21 protein-coding genes and 1 pseudogene are annotated in these 26,886 nt (G+C 38.5%); 5 read left to right on the top strand and 17 right to left on the bottom strand.

What is annotated here, in order from left to right:
* Positions 1 to 43: 43 nt before the first annotated feature.
* Positions 44 to 310 (bottom strand): hypothetical protein, encoded by a 267-nt coding sequence (locus tag RMZ43_RS01210; protein ID WP_322645788.1) that lies wholly within the window; start codon positions 308 to 310, stop codon positions 44 to 46.
* 148 nt (positions 311 to 458) lie between these two features.
* Between RMZ43_RS01210 and RMZ43_RS01205 the strand changes: the two are divergent.
* A pseudogene (locus RMZ43_RS01205) lies at positions 459 to 677 on the top strand (XisI protein); the annotation flags it as partial.
* A 69-nt stretch (positions 678 to 746) separates the two neighbouring features.
* On the opposite strand, the gene trxB reads toward RMZ43_RS01205, so the two are convergent.
* A complete protein-coding gene (gene trxB, locus RMZ43_RS01200; protein ID WP_322654127.1) occupies positions 747 to 2,117 on the bottom strand; it encodes a thioredoxin-disulfide reductase in 1,371 nt (456 codons plus the stop codon).
* A gap of 145 nt (positions 2,118 to 2,262) precedes the next feature.
* On the opposite strand from trxB, the gene RMZ43_RS01195 reads away from it, so the two are divergent.
* The 3 genes from RMZ43_RS01195 (at position 2,263) to RMZ43_RS01185 (ending at position 5,900) form a co-directional block, all read left to right on the top strand.
* Complete coding sequence (locus tag RMZ43_RS01195) at positions 2,263 to 2,829, top strand: Uma2 family endonuclease (RefSeq protein ID WP_322654126.1); 567 nt, start codon at positions 2,263 to 2,265, stop codon at positions 2,827 to 2,829.
* Between the two features lie 187 nt (positions 2,830 to 3,016).
* The gene (locus tag RMZ43_RS01190; protein ID WP_322654125.1) at positions 3,017 to 3,571 is read left to right on the top strand and encodes a type IV pilin-like G/H family protein; all 555 of its coding nucleotides are present in this window, start codon (positions 3,017 to 3,019) and stop codon (positions 3,569 to 3,571) included.
* A 118-nt stretch (positions 3,572 to 3,689) separates the two neighbouring features.
* On the top strand, positions 3,690 to 5,900 hold the full coding sequence (locus tag RMZ43_RS01185) for an O-linked N-acetylglucosamine transferase, SPINDLY family protein (protein ID WP_322654124.1): 2,211 nt from the start codon (positions 3,690 to 3,692) through the stop codon (positions 5,898 to 5,900).
* Positions 5,901 to 6,126: 226 nt separating this feature from the next.
* Here the strand turns inward: RMZ43_RS01185 and RMZ43_RS01180 are convergent, their stop codons facing one another.
* The 14 genes from RMZ43_RS01180 to RMZ43_RS01115 form a co-directional block, all read right to left on the bottom strand.
* Positions 6,127 to 8,265 (bottom strand): tetratricopeptide repeat protein, encoded by a 2,139-nt coding sequence (locus tag RMZ43_RS01180; protein ID WP_322654123.1) that lies wholly within the window; start codon positions 8,263 to 8,265, stop codon positions 6,127 to 6,129.
* A 280-nt stretch (positions 8,266 to 8,545) separates the two neighbouring features.
* The gene (locus RMZ43_RS01175; protein ID WP_322654122.1) at positions 8,546 to 14,149 is read right to left on the bottom strand and encodes an FkbM family methyltransferase; all 5,604 of its coding nucleotides are present in this window, start codon (positions 14,147 to 14,149) and stop codon (positions 8,546 to 8,548) included.
* A gap of 286 nt (positions 14,150 to 14,435) precedes the next feature.
* Complete coding sequence (locus RMZ43_RS01170) at positions 14,436 to 15,119, bottom strand: PIG-L deacetylase family protein (protein WP_322654121.1); 684 nt, start codon at positions 15,117 to 15,119, stop codon at positions 14,436 to 14,438.
* Positions 15,116 to 15,817, bottom strand: coding sequence for a WbqC family protein (locus RMZ43_RS01165; protein ID WP_322654120.1), 702 nt, complete (start codon positions 15,815 to 15,817; stop codon positions 15,116 to 15,118). The genes RMZ43_RS01170 and RMZ43_RS01165 overlap by 4 nt, the downstream gene beginning before the upstream one ends.
* Entirely contained in the window at positions 15,814 to 16,437 is a 624-nt protein-coding gene (locus RMZ43_RS01160) for a class I SAM-dependent methyltransferase (protein ID WP_322654119.1), read from the bottom strand. The genes RMZ43_RS01165 and RMZ43_RS01160 overlap by 4 nt, the downstream gene beginning before the upstream one ends.
* A 234-nt stretch (positions 16,438 to 16,671) precedes the next feature.
* Entirely contained in the window at positions 16,672 to 17,577 is a 906-nt protein-coding gene (locus tag RMZ43_RS01155) for a methionyl-tRNA formyltransferase (protein WP_322654118.1), read from the bottom strand.
* A gap of 7 nt (positions 17,578 to 17,584) precedes the next feature.
* The gene (locus tag RMZ43_RS01150) at positions 17,585 to 18,274 is read right to left on the bottom strand and encodes a class I SAM-dependent methyltransferase (RefSeq protein ID WP_322645778.1); all 690 of its coding nucleotides are present in this window, start codon (positions 18,272 to 18,274) and stop codon (positions 17,585 to 17,587) included.
* A gap of 51 nt (positions 18,275 to 18,325) precedes the next feature.
* On the bottom strand, positions 18,326 to 19,375 hold the full coding sequence (locus RMZ43_RS01145; protein ID WP_322654117.1) for an N-acetylneuraminate synthase family protein: 1,050 nt from the start codon (positions 19,373 to 19,375) through the stop codon (positions 18,326 to 18,328).
* Entirely contained in the window at positions 19,372 to 20,409 is a 1,038-nt protein-coding gene (pseG, locus tag RMZ43_RS01140) for a UDP-2,4-diacetamido-2,4,6-trideoxy-beta-L-altropyranose hydrolase (protein WP_322654116.1), read from the bottom strand. The genes RMZ43_RS01145 and pseG overlap by 4 nt, the downstream gene beginning before the upstream one ends.
* Positions 20,406 to 21,044, bottom strand: a complete 639-nt coding sequence (locus RMZ43_RS01135) for a pseudaminic acid biosynthesis-associated methylase (RefSeq protein ID WP_322645775.1) — start codon at positions 21,042 to 21,044, stop codon at positions 20,406 to 20,408. The genes pseG and RMZ43_RS01135 overlap by 4 nt, the downstream gene beginning before the upstream one ends.
* Positions 21,034 to 21,771 (bottom strand): glycosyltransferase family protein, encoded by a 738-nt coding sequence (locus RMZ43_RS01130; RefSeq protein WP_322645774.1) that lies wholly within the window; start codon positions 21,769 to 21,771, stop codon positions 21,034 to 21,036. Before RMZ43_RS01130 ends, RMZ43_RS01135 begins: the two co-directional genes overlap by 11 nt.
* On the bottom strand, positions 21,768 to 22,973 hold the full coding sequence (gene pseC / locus RMZ43_RS01125) for a UDP-4-amino-4,6-dideoxy-N-acetyl-beta-L-altrosamine transaminase (RefSeq protein ID WP_322654115.1): 1,206 nt from the start codon (positions 22,971 to 22,973) through the stop codon (positions 21,768 to 21,770). Before pseC ends, RMZ43_RS01130 begins: the two co-directional genes overlap by 4 nt.
* The gene (pseB, locus tag RMZ43_RS01120; protein WP_322654114.1) at positions 22,931 to 23,920 is read right to left on the bottom strand and encodes a UDP-N-acetylglucosamine 4,6-dehydratase (inverting); all 990 of its coding nucleotides are present in this window, start codon (positions 23,918 to 23,920) and stop codon (positions 22,931 to 22,933) included. The genes pseC and pseB overlap by 43 nt, the downstream gene beginning before the upstream one ends.
* 50 nt (positions 23,921 to 23,970) lie before the next feature.
* Positions 23,971 to 24,396: a tetratricopeptide repeat protein gene (locus RMZ43_RS01115; protein ID WP_322645771.1), complete on the bottom strand. Its 426-nt coding sequence runs from the start codon at positions 24,394 to 24,396 to the stop codon at positions 23,971 to 23,973.
* An 859-nt stretch (positions 24,397 to 25,255) separates the two neighbouring features.
* Here RMZ43_RS01115 and RMZ43_RS01110 point away from each other — a divergent pair.
* The gene (locus tag RMZ43_RS01110; protein ID WP_012407469.1) at positions 25,256 to 25,474 is read left to right on the top strand and encodes a DUF4327 family protein; all 219 of its coding nucleotides are present in this window, start codon (positions 25,256 to 25,258) and stop codon (positions 25,472 to 25,474) included.
* Positions 25,475 to 25,551: 77 nt separating this feature from the next.
* Here RMZ43_RS01110 and RMZ43_RS01105 read toward each other — a convergent pair whose 3' ends face one another.
* A complete protein-coding gene (locus tag RMZ43_RS01105) occupies positions 25,552 to 26,820 on the bottom strand; it encodes a protein kinase domain-containing protein (protein ID WP_322645770.1) in 1,269 nt (422 codons plus the stop codon).
* Positions 26,821 to 26,886: the final 66 nt, after the last annotated feature.

Here is a 26,886-nt window from a genome sequence, read left to right as displayed (position 1 = left end):
TGTCTACGTTATTCCATAACTCATGCGTAAGTCCAATATTTTTTTACCCTACCCTAACCCTCCCCTTAATCCCCCCGACACTTACCCAAATTGACCCAGTTTGTGGCGCTGGTGCAGTGCCTATGGATTCTACCATCTCTGCCCAAATCTCCCCTTCACCATCTGTTCTCAATAGTTCTGGTAGCGCTTCGACCAACGTGTTGTCATTATCCTTTTTTTGACTACGCAGCCAAGGTATTTGTCCTGCCAATCCCAAAATTTGTGGATTGTGAGGTATTGGTACTACTGCTAAACAACTGTGTAGCATCATTCCTCTACCTTTACCATCACCAATATGCCCTAATCCCTTAATTTACCGATGATGAGTGTAATCTAGTTCTGTTGTGTCTTGGATGAATCAAACAACATTGGATTTTATTTCAGTCGTGCTTTGTTTCGTCGCCGTAATGTGAGGTTGAAGTTATTTGTTGATAACGCTAGGCTGGGATGGTGTTAAGCGAATTCACGGTTGCTGAGTTCATCTTGATATTATTGATGGCAAAATTTGGGTGCAACGGGATGACACAGAAGATGGTGTAACCTACGAATTGATAGCAGCAGGAATTCACAAAGAGAAAATTGTCTTGGGATTTCACCCGCCAAATGTTAGGCAACACACAGGGTATGCTATTGCCTAACTTATTAAAGCTAACATTTAAGCCAACTGTAGCGGGTATTGGGCACAGTCTTCCCCATGCCCTATTCTCCTATAGATTACTTTCAATCAACTGGCGGTATTCGCTCTTTTGCTTCACACCTTTGACTTCCTTCACCAGTTCTTTATTTTTGAACAATTGAACTGTTGGCGTTCCTGTCACACCAGCATTTTCAGCAATATCTCGGTCTTTGTCGATGTCAATTTCCACAAAGTGAATTTTGCTGTCAAACTCATCCACCACTTTGTTTAAAATTGGCTTCAGAGTATGGCAAGGGCCACAACCAGGAGAGACGTATTTAACAAGGAGTAAGCGATCGCTTTCATGGAACAATTTCCGTAAAGCATAACCTCCCTCATGGCGCGTCGCATCCAATTTAAATCCAGCTTCTTCCTCGGCTTCAGTCTTTTTGGCTGGCTGATGTTCTAATTCATTAACTGCTGTTTCTGGCTGTTGATGGAATTCTTGAATCAAGCCAGTGGACGACAACCAACGTTCTGCCAACATCGCCGCCATACAACCAGTACCCGCAGCCGTAATTGCTTGCCGAAACTCATGATCTTGTACGTCGCCAGCAGCAAAAACGCCTTCTACACTGGTTTCCACAGAACCAGGCTTAGTGACAACGTAACCTACCTCATCCAGTTCTAACTGACCTTTAAATAAAGAGGTGTTGGGAGTGTGACCAACGGCGTAGAATAAACCTTTAGCGTGCAGTTTGCTCTCTTCACCAGTTTTAGTATTGCGAACTTTCACCCCTTCCATGTGGCCGTTACCGAAGATATCCACGGCTTCTGTGTTCCAATGCACTTGGATTTTCGGGTTGTTCAAAACGCGGTCTTGCATGGCTTTAGAAGCCCGCATTTTATCGCTGCGTACTAACATATTTACCTTAGAACCGTATTTGGTGAGGTAAATTGACTCTTCCGCCGCCGAGTCGCCAGCACCAATTACAGCCAATTCTGCACCGTGAAAAATTGGTGTTGCACCATCGCAAATTGCACAAGCGGAAATACCCCGACTCCAAAATTCATGTTCGTTGGGTAAACCCAAACGTTTTGCAGTTGCACCCGTAGCAATGACGATGCTGTTGGTTTTTATTTCCCTCTCTTGCGATCGCACTGTAAATGGACGCTGACTCAAGTCAACTGATATAACATCTTCAGTATATAGTTCAGCCCCCCAGCGTTCTGCCTGAGCCTTCATCTGATCCATCAGTTCTGGCCCGGTAATCCCTTGGGGAAACCCTGGAAAGTTCTCAACTTCCGTCGTTGTCATTAATTGCCCACCAGGTAATCCCCCGGCTTGGAAACCTTCAAATACAACGGGTTTCAGGTTAGCGCGTCCGGCATAAATAGCTGCTGTGTACCCTGCTGGGCCAGAACCGATAATTACCAAGTTTTCTGTTGTTGCGTTAGCCATGAAAATATACGAACTCATAACGACTACGTTTAATATAGCATAATAAATTGCGATCGTCTACGTCAGATGGTAAGCGATGTCTGCGACGGGCTACGCCTAAGCCAGAGGTACTTATGATATATATAAAGGTATTTTCTGTAATATTATGTCTTTCACCATTACAGACTTAGAGGAGCTACAAACCGAGCATCCAGAATGGCAGATGGAGCTGGTAGAAGGGAAAATCATAGTTATGGGGCCATCAGATTACGAGTCAGAGGAAATTGGCACTCGGTTGAGTACCTTCTTGAATATTTGGGTAATGTCGCGCAAGCTAGGGCGAGTAACTGGCTCTAGCGCAGGCTTCATATTACCTAGAATAGAAGAGGACGACTCGGAAAAAAGAAACCTGCGTGCCCCTGATGTGTCTTTTGTTCGCGCTGACCGATTGAAAAAGACTAAGCGCGACTTTGTAGAGTTAGTTCCAGACTTGATGGTTGAGATTAAATCTAAAAGCGACAGAATAAAACCGCTTGAAGAGAAGATTCAGCTATTTTTGCAACTTGGATCTGTAGTCGGCATATTGATTGACCCTGATAAATTGACAGTAACGGTTTATCGAATCAACCAAGCTCCAGTGGTATTGCAGAATGGAGACACGCTCACACTACCAGACTTGCTACCAGGTTGGGAACTAGCGGTATTAGAATTATGGCCACCTGAGTTTGAATAAGGCAATCCGACTATTGAAATTGAGAATCTAGCTCTTGGTGTAGACCAGGGGCTTTTAGTTGCAAGGATTTTGGATTGTGTAACCGCATTTCCCCAAACTTTTTTTCTGAAGGTGATAGGAAAACGATCACAGTTGGGTAAGTTATATCTAGAACACACAACCACATCCTACACCAGGGAAAACACTTATGAAAACCGAATTGAAAGCAAAGTTTCTCCAACACATCATCGGCAAAAAGAAGGAAAACGAAGGTTTCACACTTATTGAATTACTAGTAGTAATTATTATTATCGGTATTTTGTCTGCGATCGCACTACCTTCTTTCTTGAACCAAGCTAACAAAGGTAAGCAGTCAGAAGCTAAACAGTATACTGGTTCTATGAACCGCGCTCAACAAGCATACTTTTTAGAAAATGCTAAATTCACTACTAGTATGGATCAGTTAGGACTTGGTATTAGAACCCAAACTGAGAATTATGCATACGCTGTTAATGGGGGTGATACTCAGGTTGCCAATAATGGTATATCTCTGAAGCCGGTGCTCAAATCTTACCAGGGTGTTGTTATTAAATCAATAGTATTATCTACCAGTGAAGCAACTACTCTAGCTGTGTTATGCCAGTCTAATGCTGTTGGTGACCAGAGTACTAGTGTTACAACTTTTGGTCCAGCTGGAGCTTCATCAGGCACTCCACTGCAACCAAATTGTAACGCCGTCTATTCAGAGTTGACTTCTAAGTAATAACTTGAGTTCTATATCCAATTGCAAGCTTTATAACAGTGGGTAGTTTAGGCTACCCACTTTAATTTTGTTCTCAATTCTGGGAATAGTACTAGTACTATCCTAAAAATTATTGACTATGACTTCTGTCCAAACTTTTACTAACATCACCTCATCAGAGCAGCAAGCCCAGCAATATTTTATCAAAGGTAACTATACTCAAGCTGCTAGCTGCTATGAACAAGCTATCGAAACAGAACCAGAAGTGAAATCTCACTACTGGAACTTAGGATTAATGTTGCTATTGCAGGGACAAGAAGCAGAAGCGCAAATGACTTGGCTGCTGGCTATGCAGGAGGGAGAAGCCGAACAAGTTGAGCAATGGACTGTGGAATTGATAAAGGTTCTGCAAACCGAAGCCGAACGCAGAGAGACACTGGCAGATTATTCAGTTGCTTGGGCAATTCGCCAACATATACGGGAAATTTCTCCTATATATGTGAATAATCTTCTGTATTTAATTGAGCTATCTATCAAACTCAAAACTTTTACTGGTGATGAATTAACTTCCCTAGAGGTAATTGAGTTAATTCAGTCAGAAGCAATCATAGATATTAAGTTATTGTTGGAAGTATTGGGGAATATCATCAATGATAACCCTTTACATCCCTCTGTCCTAGAGTTTGCAGAATGTTGTCTAACCCATGTTAGTGAGCCTCAATCTTTCATTAATATTTTACTGCCAGCCGCAGTTAAAATTGCCCATTCTATGCGGCGGCCTAAGGTAGCAATATCATTGGTTGAGCTATGTTTACGGCTGGAGCCTGAAAATACAGAACTTCTGCGCCATCTCGCTAGTTTTTATTTAAGGGATTACAATTATTCTCAAGGAATAGAAACTGCTAAATTATGCTACTCACTGTCAAATAGTTTAACCGATCAAGTCTTTGCTAAACACCTAATCCAGAGAGGATTAATGGAAGCTCCTGCTTATTGGAACGAAGCATGCACAGTTTTCCTAGAGCAGAAATATTTACTGAAATCTTTAATAGAAGAACAACCTATAAATCTTGAATATGCTAGAGTATTGCGTCTATTTAATGCCAATTATTATGCACCTTACTTACAAGACAATCCGCATAAAAATAGACAAATTCAGAATCAAATAGCGCAACTATGTCAGCTTAACGTGCAAGAATATGCTATTGAAAAAGTTCAGCGATATAAACAACGGAGTTCACGTAATAGAAATAAGCAAATAAAGATTGGCTACTTATCACATTGTTTATCTAGGCATTCAGTTGGCTGGTTAGCTAGGTGGCTAATTCAACACCATACCCGTGAACAGTTTGATATTTATGGATATTTTATAAATTATAAACAAGTAGATGATCCATTGCAGGGATGGTATGTCCAGCAATTTAATCAAGCTTATCTAGGGGGAATTTATAGTGATGACATTGCTGAAAAAATCTACGAAGATGAAATTGATATTTTAATCGATTTGGATAGTATTACTCTGGATGTCACTTGTGAAATAATAGCGCTTAAACCTGCACCTGTACAAGTAACCTGGTTGGGTTGGGATGCTTCGGGAATACCAGCAGTTGATTACTTTATTGCTGATCCTTATGTTTTGCCCGAATCTGCTCAGGAGTACTATACAGAAAAGATCTGGCGATTACCACAAACTTATATAGCAGTGGACGGTTTTGAAATCGGTGTGCCAACTTTACGACGGGACTCTCTAGATATTCCTAGTAATGCTGTAGTTTTTCTGAGCGCTCAAAGAGGATTTAAACGCCACCCAGATACAGCACGGCTGCAAATGAGAATTATTAAGGAAGTTCCTAATAGCTATTTTTTAATTAAAGGGATAGCAGACTCTGAAGCTGTGCAGAAATTTTTTATGCAGTTAGCAGAAGAAGAGGGTGTAGAGTATTCACGTCTACGATTTTTAGACTTAGATGTTTCTGAGTCTGTCCACAGAGCAAATTTAGCCATTGCTGATGTTGTATTAGATACTTATCCTTATAACGGCGCGACGACAACCTTAGAAACACTTTGGATGGGTATTCCCTTAGTCAGCAGAGTTGGACAGCAATTTGCCGCCCGAAATAGCTACACCATGATGATGAATGCTGGTATCATAGAAGGTATTGCGTGGACTGATGAAGAGTATGTAGAGTGGGGTGTGCGTTTGGGGAAAGATGAAGCTTTACGCCAGCAGGTGGCTTTAAAGTTGAAAGCATCTCGACAGACAGCACCACTATGGAATGGTAAGCAGTTTACGCGTGAAATGGAGAAAGCTTACCAGCAAATGTGGCAAAGGTATATTGAGAAAAGATAAGTTTGTAGTGAGGGCTTTAGCCCTCTTTCCGAGACGCTACGCGTAGCTTACTTCCCCGCAGGGGTACACTACAAACCTTTAATTATTTACGCCGTCCTACTTTTCCCCAACTATTCCGATATTGGTACATAGATTTTTTTAGCACTAAAGTCCTTACTACAAACAATTCAAAAGTTCGTAGTAAGGACTTTAGTCCTTCTCCTCTTTAATTACAAATTTAAGCACTTCAGTGCTTATTACAAACTTCTTTATAGAAGGCTTCTAAACCTTCGACACAAGCTTTATCATCAAAAAGACGATCGTGATTTTGGCTCATCCTTTCTGCAATAGTGCCTCGCCAAGCCGGATCTAGTCCTAATTTGACAGCAATTTCAATATATTCAGTTTCGTTTTCAGCAATAGTATCTGTCACCCCTAGCATTTTTAAAAAGCTATCCGAATGACGACCACGCATAAATTCCCCTGGACAAGTGACAATCGGGAGATTACAAGCGATCGCTTCTAGAGTAGTATTACCACCAGACCAAGTAAATGTATCTAGATAAACGTCTGAAAGTAAGTTAATAATTAGATAGTCTAGCCGCTCTGGAATATTGAGGAATACACAATAATCCTCACTGTTAAGTCCAACAGCAGCAAAAGCACGCTTTAGGCGTGGCTCAAGTAAAGTACCACGCAAAAATACAAATTTAGCTTCAGGAAGACGACGAGCAATTTCCGCAAAAATAAAATCATATTGCGGTAGGTATTTAAAAGGAGCTTGACAGCATAAGTAGATGACTGCATCATCTTGTAAGCCAAAATCTGAACGGGTTTTGATAACTGGGGGAATATATGGCTTAGGGTAAGAAACTCCAATGTTAGGTAAGCGAATTAATTTTTCTGAGTAATGTTCTTGGGCATTTTCGGGTTCCATTAACTCGCTAGATAAAAAGTAATCAATTGTGGGTAAGCCAGTCGTTACCGGATGTCCCCAAGCCACACATTGCAAAGGCGCAAGCCGCAGACCGGCCATTTGCATGGTTTGTGCGTCCATACCTATTTCAGGAAAGACTAAGATATGCAATTTATCAGCAATTATCTGTTCACAAGCTGCTGATAAGTTATAAGGAATATGATGAAAAACATCGCTGTAATTTTGGAACTGTTGGGTAACAGGATCTGGCTCGTTTCCTGTGTAGTAACAGTAAATTTCAAAGTTTTGGCGATCGCAGTAACGTAACCAGCCAGTTAACCAAAGTGTGCCACTATAAGAATGCAGGTAATGTGAAACGTAGCCAATACGAATTTTTTGATTAGGCTGAAGCTTAGGCATAGATAAAGGAATTACCCATTGTGGATAGTTAGCTGTTATAATTTCATGTACTAACTTTCCATACTGGCGTTGCAAATCTATATCATTTTGTGCCTGATATGATAGGTAAAAATTTGTGAGGCGGCCTATACCTGCTAAAGCACTTTTTTGTTCTTCTGTAGTTTTGAGAGATGTTTGCTGAACTAAATCTTGCAGTCCTAGAGTAAAGCGCTGGCGATAGAAGTTAATTTCTTCTTTATTTTCGTATATTGATGGAACTGTTAAATATTTGAGAATTTTAAAAGTGTAATCATTAGGTAAGCATTTAGCCGCATTCTCTGCACTTAATATAGCTTCTTGAATACGTCCATTACGCCGCAAATCTATGATTAATGAAAAATGTAATCTTCCTTCTTGCGGGTAAAGTTTAATTCCTTGTTGGAGAGTCTGGAAATATTCATCTAACAAGTTTAACTGTCTATAGCAATAACTTAAATTCCAATAAATATCTGCATCACCCGATTGGATTTCTAAAAGTTTTTGATATTGAGTGATCGCTTCTGTCCATCTGCCCTCTTGAAATAATCTATTACTTAAATCAAAAGTTAACTGCTCTATATGTATATTATTGAAGCTTTTTATTTCATACACTGGGATATTTTGTATTAGAGATAATGCTAAACCCTCTATATTTTCATTTTTTAAAATAATTCGACCGTGGAGAAAAGGAATTATAGCTCTTAATTCAATTTCATCTAAATTTCCCAGCAGAGAAATTTCACATTCTACAGTAATATCAAAATTTTCTATTAGTAGCAGATTCATCGCCACAGTAGATAAAACTAAATTTGCATCATCTTCAGAAATGCCATTAGTATTTATAAGTAACGTTATCTGGCTACTATCAGAATGATTGATTACCGTTTTGATTACTTGTTCTAATTGTATAATCAGTAATTCTTCTGATTGCGACCAATCAGGAAAAACTATAACATTAATATTTCCATATTTCACACCTAATACTTCTGTAATAGACACTTCCACTCTATTAGTTAAGTTAGTTTGTTTCACTTTTAAATTACCTTTAATTAGCTAAGATTATAAATACAAAACTTTCTGGTATAATAAAGAATATTTACAAAAAAAATGACAACATACAATATACAATTTACAACTAAAATCATTCAATCATAATTTTTTTGAGTTAGCAAAGCAATGAATTTTAGCTGCTTATTAAAATCACTAGCAGAATTAACCGATATCAATAATATCTAAATTTTCTTAGATGAGTAGATTTATAGCAACACTAGATGAAACCACTTTGGCATTTTCAACACCAATATTACTCGTATTAATGAGTAGGGTATACATTTGAACCTCTGATAAAATCATTATACTCAGATTCTATTTGTGGAATAAAATGACTATATTTTTCTGGAAAAGCAACTATATCTGTATAATAAAAAGTATTATTTTTAGTATGAATATTGTTAAATAGATACTCATTAATTTGCTCTAAGCATTGAGATGAACATCCATAAAACAACGGATTACCAAAATTATCTATAACGATATATTTTGTATAATTCATACTTGCTAGCTTTTTAAGTAAATCTTTTGCCAGATCGATATCTTTTAAGGATGAAATCTCATTTTCCCAATAAAGTATTGGACTATGTTCTTTAATTATGCTCAGAGAGGATAGTAGAATTTCAAAGTCAAATCCATCAGTATCAGTTTTTATGAGTATACACTTACCTAAATTTGAATTTTTAATAATTGATTCTAATGAATATGATTTCAAAGTTTTAGTTTTACTTTCTACTGCTCTTGCTGTACCCATATTTTTTACCAGTTCTACATTTTTCAATTTGTTTCCTGATACAAAAGAATTTACAAAAACAATTCTTTGGTTATATTTTGAAAGGTTATGTTCCATAATACTAAAGAATTCTTCATCTGCTTCTATACATATAATTGGATTTAAACAATATTGTAGTAACAGGGCTGTTGTATCACCAACGTTTGCTCCAATGTCAACTATAAAGTCTTGATTGTTTGGTAAATATTTAGCTAAAACACCTATGAATTTATCATATAGTCTAAACTTATTCTGATAATGTGGCAAAACATGATCGTAGGGAAGAGTTATAGGAATTTCTTTAATATTGTAAGTAATTAAGTTTTTTGATAATTGATATTTAATTTGTTTTTCTTGCTTCAATAAAATATTTAGTTGATTGCTTAAATTATCGATTTGGCAAGAAGGTACTTTAGCTACTGACACTTGTGCTAAAGCTTGTTTATCCTCATGTTCTAAAATAATTCTGGCATTGAGGCGAGGTAGCAAAGCTTCCCACTGAATATCAGCTAAGTTTTTCACTAGAGAAATTTCTAATCCTTCAGTAACGTCTAAATTTTCCTCTACCAAAAGATTCATAGCCACACTAGATAAAAATAGTTCAGCATCCTCATTAGCAATGTTAGCAGTATCAATAACTAGGGTAGTTTCTTCACTATTAGGATGAGTGGCGATCGCGTTAATAACTTGTTGTAAATTTAAACCAAGAGACTCTTCTGGTTGTGACCAATCAGGAAAAATAATTAGATTAATTTTCTTTAAATTTAAATGAATAAGTGTAGTATTAATTAATACAGAACTGATAGTTTGCGCCATTTTTAGCCAAGAAAACTGTTTTGCCTGTACTAAACCTGCATCAATTAATGGCTGACGAACACTATATTTTTGTACTTTAGAAAGTGCATTTGTCATTGCATCTACATCATCATCATTCACATATATTGCAGCTTCACCTGCAACTTCTGGAATTGAAGCATTAGGACAAGTAATTACAGGACAACCACAAGCCATTGCTTCTAATATAGGCATACCAAAACCTTCATACTTAGAAGGATAAATAAGCGCCACTGCACCAGAGTAAGCTGTTGCTAATTCAGCATCACTGAGTTCTACCCTGTGAACAGCACAACCTGATGTATATTCTCTGATCTCATTTGCTAGTAAACCGCCGCTACCTGTCACAACAATATCAAATCCACTTTTACTGACAAGCTGTGAAAGAGCTACGAAAAATAACATACTATTTTTATAGACAGTACCAGCACCAACTAAAAGGAAGTATGGCTTAGTAATACCGTACTTTATTTTTAATAAGTTAATGTTTTCCTGAGATACGGGCAAAAATACTTGATGATCGACACCATTTTTCGCAATTGCTACAGAGTCTAAAGAAATATCAGGAAAACACTTTACTAAGTCCTTAGCTGTATTTTCTGAAACAGCTATATGGGCTATAGCGTGCTGAATTGCATAATGCTTTTCTTGCCAAAGTGGATTATTTAAGTCCCATCCTAAAAGTTCGCCCATGATTTCTGGTATCATGTCATGTGCCATGAAGACAAAAGGCGTTGTTATCGGCATTGTATAGTAAGAAGAGATAAATAAATCTGCATCTTCCTCATCGCACACTTCCTGTAACATTGCCTTGTCAGATTCAGTTTTGTAATAGTTATATAACGGTACAGTCCGATATTTAATACCTGCAATCTGGGGACAAGTTCCTTGACGGTTAAGCACAATAATATGTTTAGCAAATCCAGTTTTAACCCATTCTTCAAGCAAGGATTTCCAAACACGAGCAATGCCAGTTTCGTGGAGTTGAAAGAAAACGCCATCAACTATAATTATTGGTTTTGGTTTTTTAATTTGTGAAATTTGCTGCTGCATTCCATCTTTTTGTAAGAATCGCCAATTATTCGTGTTAAGTTCTTTCTGTGCAATTGGTACTATACCCAATGATTCAGCAGTATCAACCCTCGTTTCATCTCTTACCCATGATAAGTATTCACGCAAAAGAACTGGAAACTTAGTTGCTTCCTGCAACGTCTGCCATTCATAAGTAGCATTACTGTAACCATAATATTGCTCTTTAAATCGCAATTGTTTTGCTGTTGCATAGGCGAAATGCTGGAAAACTAAACCAAGTCTCTCAGTTTCTTGATGTAAAAAAGGATTGATTGCTGCTACATTTTGATATTGATCATCTAATGAGGTTTCTACTAAAACAGGAGGCTCATGTGCTGCCCAAAATGCTCCTGGTTTAAATCTCCAAGTTCTTAGCCACTCTAATTGAGGATTTTGTGTATAACAGTTACGAGTACTGATAACTAATTTTTCTCCTACAAAACACCAGCACCAATAGAAAGCAGCTGTTTTCTCAGGATTGCTAATGAACATTTCTCTAGTAGTACAAATCTGCTCTAATGTCCACAATTCATCTACATCAACTTGCCATAGCAAACATTCCTCTTGAATGTTGAGAAGTGGTGCATTGACCATTTCTCGTTTTCCGTCCCAGAAAACACCCTCTGGTTTGCGGTATATTGTGACTTGGTTCGGGTAAAGTTGTGCTACTTCATCTAGATATTCTGTAGTCCCATCGTAACTACGACCATTTTTATGCATTTCCTCACTGATATTTGCACCTAGTTTCACGCTCCAACTTGTGTCGTGTTTTAAGTCTGCTACACCTTCAATAATATGCCAATGCCATTTAAAAGGAAGATGTTTAAATACTTCAATGTGATACTGAATAAATGGTTGCCCATTTAGGACTATTGTAAAAAAATGAATTGGCGATTCTGGCGTTGAGTTATTAACAGCTTTCAAGACTTCTAACTCTTGACGAATAACCATCTTAGGCAGTTCAATTTTATAAATATTATCACTATTAAGAACTGATTCAAATAAGTATTGAGCAGCTTGATTTTCTGGTATTGTTATGACTTCTTGCAGAATTTCTCTTAGTATACTCTTTCTAAGTATTCCAAATGACAACACACTAAGCGGAATGTTGAGTAGTGGAAGTACTTCTAATGCTTGTGGATATGTAATGTTTCCCTGGCGAAATACAAGTTTTTCTTGCTTATTGAATACCCCAGAGATAAATAAGCCATCCTCTATTCTGTTTTCTACAGTTGATAGCCAACCTCCAGTAAAAACTCCATTTATATCTTGAGAATCTGGAGATATTAGGATATCAATGGCTGAGGATATAAATGATTCATCATACTGAGTATAGTTGTTAGCGAGAAGTATATAATCTGCTGCTATATTTTCTGTTAAAGATAAAACAGAGTCTATAATAGTTTGATAATCGCTTAATTTGCAATCATTAACTTCATATATAGCTATGTTTTTATATCGAGATTCATGTAAATAATCAGGTGAAATTTGACTTTCAGTCGATGAAAAATTTTTGTACTTAAGATATATAATAGCTACTACAGAAATATCTGAATCCAAATTTTTATGGTAATTTAAACTCTGTTCTCTTACCAAATTTTTATGATTTTCTGTTTCTTGCAATTCTTGCTTGTAAAAAGCCTTTTCTTGTTCTGGCAATAGATTATCCAAATCGTTACTAGGTAAATTATCAAGGGAAGAACCTAGTATAATTCTGTTACAAACTTTATCTAAGGTTGGATCATTACCTGGTTGTAAATCATCTAAAGTTTCAAATCTCAAGTTGTGTGAATAAAAATCCTTTATACCAATTGAGCGAAATTTATGAGAAAATTTAAAAAAGTAAGCATTTGTAAAGCGATAAAGTCTCTTTAAATCTTCTGCTGTTAGTTTCGATGAATCTGTCAATAGGTTATTAATGAGTTGATTTAGATGTTCAATACTAGTGTCTTGAATAGTGTATCGTGAGGCTTTTTCATAGGATGAAGTTGCTAATATTGCTGTTGGTACACCTCTAGCGATCGCTTCAATTGCTACTGTGCTAAAAAAGGCGAGCGCTGCATCTGTATGCCAAAGCAATGCATAAGAAGTTAACTGTTCAGAAGGCATCACAACGCGGACATTTTCTGGTAAAGAGAATACCTGTTGATAAGCTTTTGACAAAGAATCTGTTTCTATTGGAGTATCTTTGTTACCTCCTATATAAGGATGATGACGAATTACTAAGTATTCATTTCTATTTTTAAATATTTCTATTAAATTGGCAATTATATTAAATTGCTCAGTAATTCTTGCTCTATCATCTAATGCTGCTAATTCATCTTCACTTGAAGTAAATACTGCAAAAATTTTAGCTTCTAAAGGTATTCTTAATTGACGACGAATATCTATATGATTTGTTGGAAAATTATAAAATGATGGCCAGTTCATATCCAAGCCATATTCACGATTTATGAAATAATTCTTGGTTTGTGCTAGTTCTTCATTAGTTAGTGTTGTATTTTGCCAATTTTTTACACAATTTAAAAGTGGCTGTGTATTCAATGTAGTAGTGTTGTCAAAAAATATAAAGCTATCATCAATCCAACCTCTTTCGTGAGTTATAACATCAATTTTTAGCTGACGTGCTACTTCAAATGCAATACGATAGGGAGCAAATCGCCCATTAAATAAAAATAGATTACTTGGCTTATAATTATTAAATAGTCTAATCAGTGCATTATAAGTAACTAAACCATCGATTAAATATTTTCTATGAACTCTTTGAATGTGATTGCTACCTAGTCCTGTCACAGATATACGAAAGTGGGTATAAATAGTTGAGGTTACCCATTTACCAATTGGTAAGTCATTATATACAGCATTATTATAATTTTCAGGACTGACTGTTTTTATCCAATTGTTAGCAATAGTGTAATCATCATTTTCAATAAAATTGCGTAGTTGTGTGTATGGTAAACCAAATAAATCTTCAAAAAAGTTTTTGCCTACTTTAGAACAGCTTTTGCATAATTCTTCGCTACTATTAAACCTTGTAATAGCGCAGTCATTATAAATGCCGTCACAACCCACAACTAAAACTTCACAGTCACGAAGTTGTAATGCAGTAGCTACAACAGCATCCAGTTGGTTATGAATTAGCCACAAGCCATAGGGAGAAAAGAAAAGAACTTTATTTTTGGTAGACATAGCGTTGATTTACTTCCTAAAAAAATATTTTAGTGATGTGAAAATATCTCCCATTTCCATGACTGGAGTAATGCAAAGCGATCGCCTATTAACTCAAGCAATCTAACGCTATATCTACTATGTATCCAAGGGGAATTCTACTGATAAATTCTTCTAAATTCACGCTAACTGCAAAATTACTTCTGTGAATTCACGGTGATTGCAGGACAGTGAGTCTTTATAAAAATTTAAATCTACTACTTAGAGTTATGACTACAACAGCAATACCTCACCTTCACTGCCTCAACTAATTCAGTCTTCTCCCTAAGATAAATGCCTCAGCAGCTTCGACACCTACACTAGCACCACGCCAGTGAGCTAGATGCTCTAAAGCCGCAATCGAACGAGCATGAGGCCAAGGACGCATCTCAGACTCATAAGCTGCTAATGCCTCTAGTTTCAAACTTAAGGTTTCTGATATATCCACAAACCAGTTAGGGACAAAGGCAGGAGCTGAACCTGGAGTTTGCCATTCAGTACTAGAAGCAATTTCAAAAAACAGTAGGGTTTTAACAGTACTACTGGGCATCGGTCGAGTAGCAGTTACTACCGCCTGATGAACACGGCAGTGGTCAATATTAACATCACCAATATGGTGAGTATAAATAATTGCTGGCTGATATTGAATAATTTTTTGTTCTATGACTTTAATTATGTCTAACAAGTCGCAAGTGTCCATGCGGTTATCAGGGAAGTCATGCAGCGTTAGAGAAGCTACTCCCAGGATTTCATTAGCTTGATGGGCAGCTTCAGCCAAAGCTGAAAGTTCATTTTGCAGCTTTTTGCGATCGCGTTGTGGAGTGCGGCTGGTAGCTCCCTCTGCTAAAATCAGAACATCAACGCGATCGCCTTGTTGAGTATGTTTAGCGATCGTCCCTCCACAACCGAGTACTTCATCATCAGGATGAGCAGCAACTACAAGAATTTTCATTGTTTAATTTCATCCTGCCCACTCATAAGGATATCCAAACTCTCAGCACCACAGTTGAACAGTAAATCAATCGCTGCCAAGTTTGGCAGGAAGTCACCGTGTAGTTGCGGATAAACAGGATGGTTATAATCCTGGTAATGAATATTAATACCTGCGTCAGCGAAGGCAGCTTCTTCCATGTAGTTCCTACCTTGGGAACCAGATAAATATACTGTTGCGCCTACAGCCTTACAGAGATTGAGAATGAGTTCTGACCCTTTCCCCTGTATGTTGAGATCGGTGGCTTTGATAAATTTAGGCTGCTCAAGTCCTAAGCACTCGCACAATACATTAGTTAGGGACAAGTTTAAGTCAGTTAGACTATGCCATATTTTCTCTTTGTAAATACTATGTAATTGTTCGGCAAAAGAACAGAAGTAAGGAGAGTTACCATAATAGGTCTTGATGGTTCCCCAGTGTTTCCATTGCCAAAGTTGTTCATTATCTACCAGTACCTCAGGAATCATGGCATGGTAGTTGGCTTTGACGGGTACAGTAAGCCATGCCCAACCGCGATCGGTCTTTACTTTATTGCGGTTTTCCCAATCACGCGGAGTGTATTGGACTGTATCTAAGTAAATAAATAAATCGCTAATTGCAATGCGGTGAAAGTAGCCAAGCCAAGGCTGATAGCGTGGTTGACTAATCGTGACGATCATCTTTCTTCCTTATAGAGATAGACTGTGAAATCGTGCGGCAAATAGTCGTGTCTGATAACTACGTATCGGGTAATCTTCAGGGACATAGCTAGCATTTGCACTGGATCGGCGTAAAATTCATTAGGATTTTGTTCTGATGCAAAACAACTAAGAGTATTAAAAGCCACACCTCTACGGCATAGCGAAAACATCCTTCGTATCATTGATTCCAAGTAAGCCATCGGCTCTACCTGGCGCAGGTAAAAAATTCCGCTAGCTAGTACATAGTCAAACTGTGGTAATGGGTTGAAGTTAGCCATCAAATCCCGTATCTCTAGGTGGGCGTGAGGAAAGCGCTGATGTGCAAAGTCAATCATCGCAGGAGTGATGTCATAGCCAGTATAGTCAAGGCTGATGCCGCACCGTTGCAGGTAGCCTAGCAAGTCAGCAAGACCACAGCCCACATCTAGAACACTCGTTCCATCTAACTGACCAATCTGTGTCAGTATTGAAAAGCGCAGTTCTTGAGATTTTTGGTTACCCCAATCTAATGCTTTTGCATCAAACTTATATTTGTGAATCAAATTCGAGTAATATCCAACAATGCGCTCATTATCTAAGTGGTAATCTGTAATAGCCATACAAGATGTATTATTTTACACTTTTGCTAAATAGTAGTATTTCAACTTGCTTGCAATTTTCAGCATTATTCTTGTCTACAAATTGGAATCCTGCCTTGGAAAATTCCCTAATTGAAGAGGCGGGCAAGCAAACACTTAACACACCATTAATTCAAATAAGCCATCAGTTTTATCTGCATCAGATAAAAAATAGCACTGGCAAGCATATATTAAAAATTAAGTTGCAAGCTATACTCAGTATTTTTGTAATATATCACCTAAATAAATGGAAAAGCCTTGCTCAATTTGTGGTTCAATTGTAAAGTCTAGAACCCGCAGAATACCCTCTCCACATGCGACACAGAACTGCTTATCTAAACTAACTGATAGTATTTGTCCAGGTGTAGCTTTATGAAAACTAGATTCAACACAAGCTTTCCAAATCGTTATGTTCCAATTGCCAAAATAAGTAAAAGCACCAGGATATGGCTTTGCTACTGCTCGAATTAGATTATGTATACTGGAAGCTGTTTGCTGCCAATTAATCAAACCATCTTGAGGTTTACGAGCTGGAAAGATTGTAGCTTGGCTATGATTTTGTGGCTTTCTAGGAATTTTTCCTGTTTGAAAGTACTTAAGGACAATGCGAGTCAACTTTTGATAGATAGGATAGATGATCTCTAAGGCATCACCTACATCTTGTGTTGGACTCAGTTCAAATCTGATTTGCTCTATAATATCGCCAGTATCTGTACCATTATCTATAAAATGAGCAGTCAATCCTAATTCACGCTCACCCTGGAGAATAGCCCAATTAAGAGGAGCACGGCCTCGATATTTGGGTAACAAACTCGGATGCAAATTCACTGCACCCAAAGGAGCTAACTGAAGCAGGGAAAGTGGTAAGAGATATCTATAATCTGTTACCCATAGCAAATCAGGTTGTGCATTCTGGATGAAATTTTCTAAACTTGGATTTTTACCAATACTACGAATAACAGTCCACCCCTGTTGAATAGCAAAATCGTAAACAGATAGATATCGAATTCCATCTTCAGGATCGGGAGGATGGCTAACTACACCTACCACATCTGCCATTTTACTTATTGTCTCAAGAGCCTTGACACCAACGGTATGATTGCCTAAAAAAACAATTTTCATACACAGCTTATTGAGGTAATTTTTGAGCGATCGCTCGCCACTCTGAATGCGCCGTATACTGGGGTTGAACCTGTTCAATTATTTCCAAGTGCTGTATGCTCAACAACTGCCAATCCTGTGTAAATAAAGCATCTATTTCACGCCTCCCATATAAGCAAATTTGCCCCACTCCCACCAATGTGCCAGCAGAGATATCTAACGTTAGCCCATCAGATCCCAGTCGTCCAGATGCATAACTACTATGGCGATCGCTATAAGGATTAAAATAGAATTTCCCGCCTGCTTGTAGTACGCGTCTAATTTCGGCTACCGTTTGTTGTACCACCGAAAAACCACAGCAGGTAATAGCAGCCCGGTCTATTACCAAATCAAAATAGTTATTTTTAAAAGGTAGTTGATTAAAGCCACCTGTACGAAAGTCACCAATCAAATTATCTTCAGAAAAACGTTTTTGTGCATACCTAATCGCGCTGGGACTAGCATCAATACCCGACACGGAAAATCCTTTACGTGCTGTAAACCAAAGATTGCTGGCAGTACCACAACCAACCTCTAGAATTCTCAGCTCATGGCGTGGCTTGTAATATGGATAATGCCGGAAAACAAAGCTTACTATTGCATCCCAAGGATAGCGCTGCGAATGCCCCTGGCTATATTTCTCTTCCCAAATGGGATCGAAGGTTAGTGTTTCACTCATATAAAATCTATAGTATTGAAAATACTATCTGTTGCTGGTTACGGAAATACTTTAATTCAAGTTTGATAACTTAATAACTTTGTTGGCTGGTAAGGCATATTTAAGAGTGCGTCCTACTAGTAAATATAAATGAGCTGGTGGTATACCCGTCCCAGGACGCTGGAAGACAATATCATCTTGGGTCAACAAATGCCCTGCTGGTAATGAATGCGCGGCTACACAAGATAGGCGATAGTTATGACGGCTTTGTATTTCACTAGATGTAGGCTCTATACGTGAATTGCCTAGATATTTTTCTGTTTTTCGTACTGCTGTAACCAGATCCCGAAATTCATCGGGGTCAGATGAGAAGTGGTGATCTGGGCCTGGCAAATTTTTATCAAGCGTAAAATGCTTTTCAATCCAACAAGCTCCTAGTGTCACTGCTACGACTGCTCCAGTAGTCCCCTCAGTATGATCGCTGAAGCCCACTAAGCACCCAAAAACTGCTAACAGCGTCGGTATTTTACGTAGGTGTACGTCATCTGGTAGTGTTGGGTAAGATGAGGTACAGTGAAGCAGAATTAGCTGGTTGTTTCCTGTTTGGTAGAAGGTACGTAAAGCATCGTCAATTTCTGCCAGTGTTGCCATACCTGTTGAAAGTACAGTAGGCAAACCTGTTTGCCCCATTTGTCGAATCAGGGGTAAATGTGTCAGGTAATCAGAGCCATTTTTCAATACTGGTACACCGATTTCTACTAAATCTCTAATGCCAGCTTTACTAGTAGGTGTACTGTGAAAGCTGATGAAGCGACCATCGCAGTAAGCTTTTAATTCGCGCAGCGCTTCTGTTGTGAGTTCGCAGCGTTTAAACATTTCATACTGCGACTCAACAACAGTTTTACCTTGAGAAATATACTCGTAAGCCAAAGACTTATCAGAAATGAAATCCTCGGTTCGATAATTTTGAAATTTCACTGCATCAGCACCAGCATGAACAGCTGCATCAATGGTTTTTTTGGCTAATTCGATATCACCATTATGATTAATACCTATCTCTGCCACCAAAAAACAAGGCTGACCTCCTCCAATTAAGCGCTGGTCAATGCGAATTGGATTCATTTTTTTGCCTCCATTAATATGGTTATTATTCTGGCAGTGCAATAACCATCTAGCAATTGTTGAGCGTGCCGACTAATTTCTATCCTTGTTTGCTTGGCTAATAGTAATTTCTTAATTGCTTGTGCTATCTCTACTTCTGAAATATCTTGATGCCAGCCTAAATTAATAACTATATTCAAATTGCCGAGTTTTTCAGCAGTATCTTGCTGATTATCTGCCAAAATTAGCACAATGCTGGGTAAACCCATAAAAGCCAGTTCCCAAGATGTAGAGCCACCAGCTGCGATCGCCACATCAGCCCAAGCCATTAACTCAGGCATATTTTTAACATTCCTTTTCAAATGAATCGGAAACTTTGATTCCTGACTAACCACTAGCAGCCGATCATAATGTGGATTGCTTCCTCCAACTACAACAACAGCTTCTAGCTCTTCCACTTCTACTTTTTGCAATCCTTGAATAACTTTGAGAGTTACATTATCTGGATCTGCACCGCCTAGTGTAACTAATAATTTCTTAGCTATCAAAGGGAGCGATCGCTGCCATCCCCGCCACTGCCAAAACTCCCGTCGCAAAAGGCTATAGTTTGTACCAAGCAACAACTGAGTATATGGCTGTCGATTTCTGTACAATTCTTCCTCGGGATGAATATTTTGATTTAAAACAATGTCCGCATAGTACTGTTTTGCGTGTCCATAATCATCAATGAATAAAAGTTTTAGCTCAAATTCCTTGATGATTTCTTGATACTTAGCACCAAATTGGTAGCCATCCACTACAACCCAATTTGCATCGAATTGACGCGCAAGTTTTGCTGTTTCTTCGGCATCTTCAGCACTGCCAATCTCAATCGGTAGATAGATAACTTCCATTCCTCCCGACTTTAACCGAGTTTTTAAATCTGGAGCTTCCGTCGCCATCACAAAAATTACTCCACCCCCTGCATCTTGCCAAGCCTGAGCCAAAGCTAAACAGCGCATTACATGACCTGTGCCTATTTGTGTTGATGCATCTGCCCGAATCAATAGTTTCATTTATAACCAGTCTTTTCTAATAAAAACCAAGTCAAATCATCCTGAGGAAATTGGCTATCTCGGTGATATACAAATCCATAATCTAATAGACGTAAGTCATGAAATTTATCAAGCATCTCACCTGCAAAATCTCGCTTAAATAATTTATCTTGATGACCACGGTAAGTTATTTTTACAGGTGTGGGATTATAATATTCTGCAATACAAATATAATGATTACTAACTTGATAAAGTAGTTCATACGCTTTGGTAAGCATATCTGAACTGATATGTATCAAAACTCCCTTAATCAGAGTTAAGTCATATTGGCGCTCAGGTACAAAGTCAAATATTGACTGATGGTAAACCTGATAATCATCATGTGATTGCAATTTTTCCACAGCTTTTTGGTTAATTTCAACTGCTGAAATTTCTGCTTCCGGAAGAAGTTGTCTAATTGCTTGAAGATTAAGACCTATATTGGCACCGAACTCAATTAAAGAGTGAATATAGTGAGTTCTGGAAAGGATTTTTGTAAATAATGAAATATTATTAGCAATCAAAATATTTCCTTTATTCCTAGCGATGTATTCATCACCAAATTTACCAGCCCAAAAATATTCTTGCTCAGTTCTAAATTCCGAGTTACTTACCATATTTTTTTTGTTCTACGTGTGCGTTAATTAGCGACCAATCAGGATACTGCCTCAACAAATCTAAACAATCTCCTAAGCTGAATTTTGGAATTTGAGGATAAAGTGCTTCAATAATTCTTTTTATCAGTTCAAAATCATCTTCTGTATCCACTGTCCAGCGATGTGAACTTTGATTTTCTGAAGAAACTACTTGAGCAAATCGATAACGTTCGGGGTGCATATAAATAAACGGAGTCACATGTTCCCGGTCGGGTTGTGCTGTTGCTTCTACAAACGCCTGATGTAATGCTATAAATGAAAAAACCTCAGTATCCATTCCCCGTGGATAGCTTCTTTCTAAACAATTAGAAACATAATCATATTCATATTTATGCTCAAGATAAAATTGAATTACCTTGTCAATCACTTGTGGATCGATAAGTGGGCAATCAGAGGTAACGCGAACCACTACATCTGCATGATGTTCTTTTGCTGCTCCATAATATCTGCCTAAGACATCTTCTTCAGAACCTCGAAAATATGGAATTAAAAGGCGATCGCAAAGTTCAATGATTGGCAAATCTGTACTATTGATGGTAGTAGCAATTACAATTTCATCAGCCAACTTGACTCGCTTTAATCTCTCAATCTGATATTCTAATAAAGGCTTATCCAATACCTTTTTGAGTACTTTTCTAGGAAGGCGAGTTGAAGTCATTCTTGCCTGAACAATAATTACAGTTTTCATGTCAGGCTCTCTCTTAGTGAAATTACTACTTTATTCTGACTCTCTTCATTTAGCCCATAATATAAAGGGATAGTAATAGCTTCCTCGTAGTATTGCTCAACCTGTAGAAAGTCTCCTAATTGAAAACCTAATTTTTGGTAGTAAGGTTGTGTATGCACTGGAATGTAGTGCAAATTCACACCAATTTCTGCGCTGCGAAGTTCTTTAAATACCTGTCGATGAGTTTTATTAATCTTATCCAGCTTGAGCCGAATTACATATAAATGCCAGCTAGATTCAGAATCAGGGTGTTGCCAAGGTAATATCAGGGGTAAATCTTGTAATAGCTGATTGTATCTTTGAGCTATCAACTGCCGACGTTCCACAAATTTATCTAGTCGTTGCAGTTGACTAGCACCCAATGCTGCTTGGATATCCGTCATTCGATAGTTGAAACCTAATTCCAGTTGCTGATAGTACCAACAACCGTGAGATTCTCCTTGCATTAAATCTGGATTGCGAGTTATGCCATGACTTCTTAATCTAATCAATCTCTGATACAATTCCTCCTGATTTGTAAGCACCATACCGCCTTCACCAGTTGTGATAATCTTTACTGGATGAAAGCTAAAAACCGCCATATCGGAAAATTGGCAGGAACCAATAGATTTTCCACGATAGCTGCCGCCAATCGCATGAGAAGCATCTTCGATGACTTTGAAACCATAACGCTGTGATAAAGCAGCAATTTGTTGCATCTCACAAGATTGCCCTGCAAAATGCACTGGTATTAATACTTTGGGCAAACAACCTTGCTTTTCCGCCTCAGCTAACTTACTTTCTAATTCATCTATGCTCAAATTGTAAGTATTTGGATCAATATCAACAAAGTCAACTTTTGCACCACAATAAAGTCCACAATTAGCTGAGGCAACAAAGGTATTTGGTGATGTCCAGAGAATATCTCCTTGGCCCAAATCAGCAGCAAGACAAGCAATATGTAATGCAGCTGTTGCACTAGAAACCGCTACGACATATTTCACTCCACAGTAGTTGGCAACAGATTCTTCAAATCTATCTATAGCTGGGCCTTGAGTAATCCAGTCTGAGCGCAAAACTTCAATTACAGCATCAATATCTTCTTGATTAATATCTTGCCTTCCATAAGGAATGTAGTCACTCATTTCTTTAGTATATCGAGTAATTGAAAACCTTTTAGCCATTCTGTATTTATCTCTGAGCTATACTCAAACCCTTCAGAAACAGGGACTCCTTTTTCACTTAAAGCGTTGCAAGTGTAATCCACAGAATGAGCATATTCAATAGTTGGTTTAATCACATAATGATCGGTAAACTCCAAGACTAAATGTGAAGCTTCAGAACAAAACATGGCTTCATGTAATTTTTCTCCTGGTCTAATACCAACAACTTTAATTGGTACTCCTGGTGCGAGTGTTTCAGCTAAATCTGTAATTTTCATTGAAGGAATCTTAGGTACAAATATTTCTCCTCCTTGCATTCTTTGAAAACTATTAAAAACTAAATCCACAGCTTGTTGAAGTGTAATCCAAAAGCGGGTCATGCGTGGATCTGTAATGGGTATCTCTGGGGATTTTTCTTGAATCAGTTTTTGAAAAAAAGGTACTACCGAGCCTCTTGAACCAACAACATTACCGTAACGAACTACAGCAAACCGAGTTTTCATCTCCCCAACAATATTATTAGCTGCAACAAAAAGTTTATCAGCAGCTAGCTTGGTTGCACCATAGAGATTAATTGGATTAACTGCCTTATCTGTTGAGAGGGCAATCACCTTTTCTACTTCTTGATCGAGGGCGATATCAATAACATTATTTGCCCCATGAATATTAGTTTTAATACATTCCATTGGGTTGTACTCAGCAGCAGGAATATGCTTGAGCGCCGCAGCATGAATAACAAAATCTACACCCCGCATTGCCAGACGTAGCCGATCGCGATCGCGCACATCTCCAATGAAATAGCGCATCACTGGTGTGTTAAACTCCTGCGCCATTTCATACTGCTTCAGTTCATCCCGTGAATAAACTATGACTTTCTGAGGTTGATATCGGCTGAGAATCGTTTTCACAAATTGCTTACCGAAGGAGCCTGTACCACCAGTGATCAAAATAGATTTACGATCAAACATTTTTTGTAATCTGACAATTATTAATTTCCAAAAGTCTTTAAGTGAAATTCTTATTTAGATTTTGGTTGGTTATTTGGGCTGCGATCGCTATTTCCCTCTTGCTTCTTAATCTGCTCTAATACAACTTTGTAATCTTGCCGATTGGGGTGCAACTTCACCAACTTCTCCAAAAGTGTCATCGCACCCTTAGTATCTTTCAAGTGCAACCGCACTATGGACAGTTTCTCTAGAGCAAGTTGGTTTTCTGGTTCCCGTTGTAAAATCATCTCGTAGCCCCGTGCCTGTTGCTGTAATTCTGACTCAACAGAAGGAGATGCAATTACTGGCTTAGGTTGACTAGCTTGTTGGATTGCCGGAATTACTGCAAACACTGTGGAACCAAGAAACGACACTAACGACACTATAGTGACGATCTTTTGTCGCCGCTCAATTTGCTTTTTGCGGGAAATTAAGTATTCATCCCCCGAATCAGTCATGCTTCACATACTTGCTGCGGTAAATACTTAGGTAGTAGCAAGCCTCCCGTTATGAGATTACCCATCTCCCCAAGGAAACTAACATCTTTGCTAGAAATTTTTTACATAAAATTCAAATGCTGACTCTAGAGATAAGGAAGCTTTATGGTGAGCTTATGCTGTACCGACAATTTTCCCGTGCGTAGTTTACCGCCGTAGGCATCGCTCTCCAAGTTTTATTCACTGGGCAGAAAATTAAGATTATATAAAGATTTGCGATTATTCAGCCTAAAGTTAGATGTTTGCGATATTGTAAATAACGTTTAAATAAACATAAACAGTAGATATTTCTACTCAATTGCAAATTTCCCTGTCAGTCAAAAACTTTCAAACTAGCCCGTGTCCTACAGTTCTTCAACAAACACACATATTTTTCGTGATTCAACAAAATAAAATTTTTCTAGTCATCCTCAGTCACACTACATAGTGCAACCTCCCAGACGACTAATTATTTTGCTTGGCGTCCACAATAGATATCTTACAAAAGGTACTGTTGCACTCTAGTGGTAAAAGGTTACAAGGAAAAAGAAGGCGGCTAAAGGTTAAAGAGAAACAAAAGCATCCTTATCCTTATCCCCTGAACCTCTGCCCAGGTTCTGCAAAAAGTTTAAGGACTGCTTGGTGAATTTAGAGTTTTGTGGTGGTAATTACCGTACAAAAGCGAATTTACCAGTAATTTAGTAGAGTTTGTTATGGTATAGTTAAAAAGTTAAGACTAGCTTTACCAAAATTACACCACTCTACGATCCAGCAACAATTGCAGAATGGAAAGCAGTTTTAATTAAGTATTTACCAACAAAATCTGAATTCAATCGAGGTTATGACTCAGCAAGTGATTCACCCAATGGTGAAATTGCAGCGTAATGTGCAATCACTCATAGAATCGAACATTATCAAGCCAAGCGATAGCATCTGGAAAATCGCTTTGCTCTACGGTAATGAATGGCAGCACTGGAAACAGGAACTGCTTGACTTTGGCTTTAGTATGCAAGACCCAGTTAGTGAATTGCTAGCTGTAGAGACTTGGGATGAGGAATAGGGAGTAGGGAATAGGGGGAATGAGGAAGCAGGGGAAGAATTCTAACTCCTAACTCCCCACCCCGCACCCCCGACTTTCTAAAGTTGGCAAGCAGCTAACGCCGCAGCTAATTCCTTCGCAGTTTGATAGCGATCGCGTGGTAATGGTTCTGTAACGCGATCAATTACATCTCTTAATTGGGAACTAATGGTGGGAACTTTTGCCACATCGAACCTGAAGTTTCGCCCTCGTTGGCGGTAATACTTGAAAGGGTTTTCGCCTGTGAGCAGAAAAATCAGCGTTGGCCCAATTGCATACAAATCTGATTGAGTCAAAGGTTGTCCTCGTTCTTGCTCAGGAGCGCAGTAACCTTCTGCACCAATCCGAGTACCGGGCGCTGTGCCAATTTCCTTAACTGCACCAAAATCTAGCACCACTATGCGATTTACTGAACTTCGCAGCATTAAGTTGGCGGGTTTAATGTCGCGGTGAATTAGTGGCGGCTCTTGGCTATGAAGATAGTCTAGGATATCGCAGGTTTGGATCATCCAAGCGATCGCTTGGCTTGGCGTAACTGGCCCAGTAGTATAGACACGTCTTTCTAAATCTTGTCCGTGGATTAGTTCCATTGCCAAGTATTTTTTTCCGCCTTCTACAAAGAAATCGTAATACTTAGGAATTCCCGGATGGTTAAGGGATTTGAGAGTATGCGCCTCTCGCTCAAATAATTCTTGAGCTTTGGCAATTTTTACCATATCGGCATTCATTTGCTTCAACACCAGCAGTTGTGGCATACCCGCAATCTGGCCAGCCGCATCCCAAGCGAGATAAGTAGTACCCATACCTCCTTGTCCGAGAGTTCGCAACACCTGATAATGGCGAATTTTCTGTTGTACTGAGAGAGGTTGTCCGCAGTGGATGCAAAACAGATTGTTTGGGGAATTGCCTTCATGGGTGCAAGTATATCTACCTTGGGCTGAATGGAGTGTTGCAACGGCGTTTTCTTCTGTTTCTTGCATCTGTTGCGATCGCACACCAGTTTCCAGTACTGCTACATCCTGAATTTGGAATTTCAGTATTGGGCCTCCCTGTGCCAGTTGTAACAATGAATTGTCTGGTAACGGACTCTGAATTACAAGGACACCGTTGAGGAAAGTCCCATTAGTACCCTGACTAATCAGCCGCCAACCACCGCCATTGTCAGCAGAATCGTGTCTCAGTTCTAGATGATGCCGCGAAACTAAACTATCAGTTAAAACAACATGATTATCTACCGCTCGACCAATCCGAATTATGGAAGAGTTTTCAAAGCACCACTGCTGGAGGGGCGTTTTCTGTTGCGGTTCTAACAAAGTCAGACTAACCACAATACAACCTACAAGTTAAGAGGGAGTGGGGAGTGGGGAGTAGGGAGTAGGGATGAGGAAGTAGGG

Source organism: Nostoc sp. CmiVER01 (genome assembly GCF_034531135.2).
In the GTDB taxonomy this organism is placed as follows: domain Bacteria; phylum Cyanobacteriota; class Cyanobacteriia; order Cyanobacteriales; family Nostocaceae; genus Nostoc.
The sequence above is the reverse complement of the archived record's forward strand: the minus strand, read 5'-3'. Positions and strand labels throughout refer to the sequence as shown.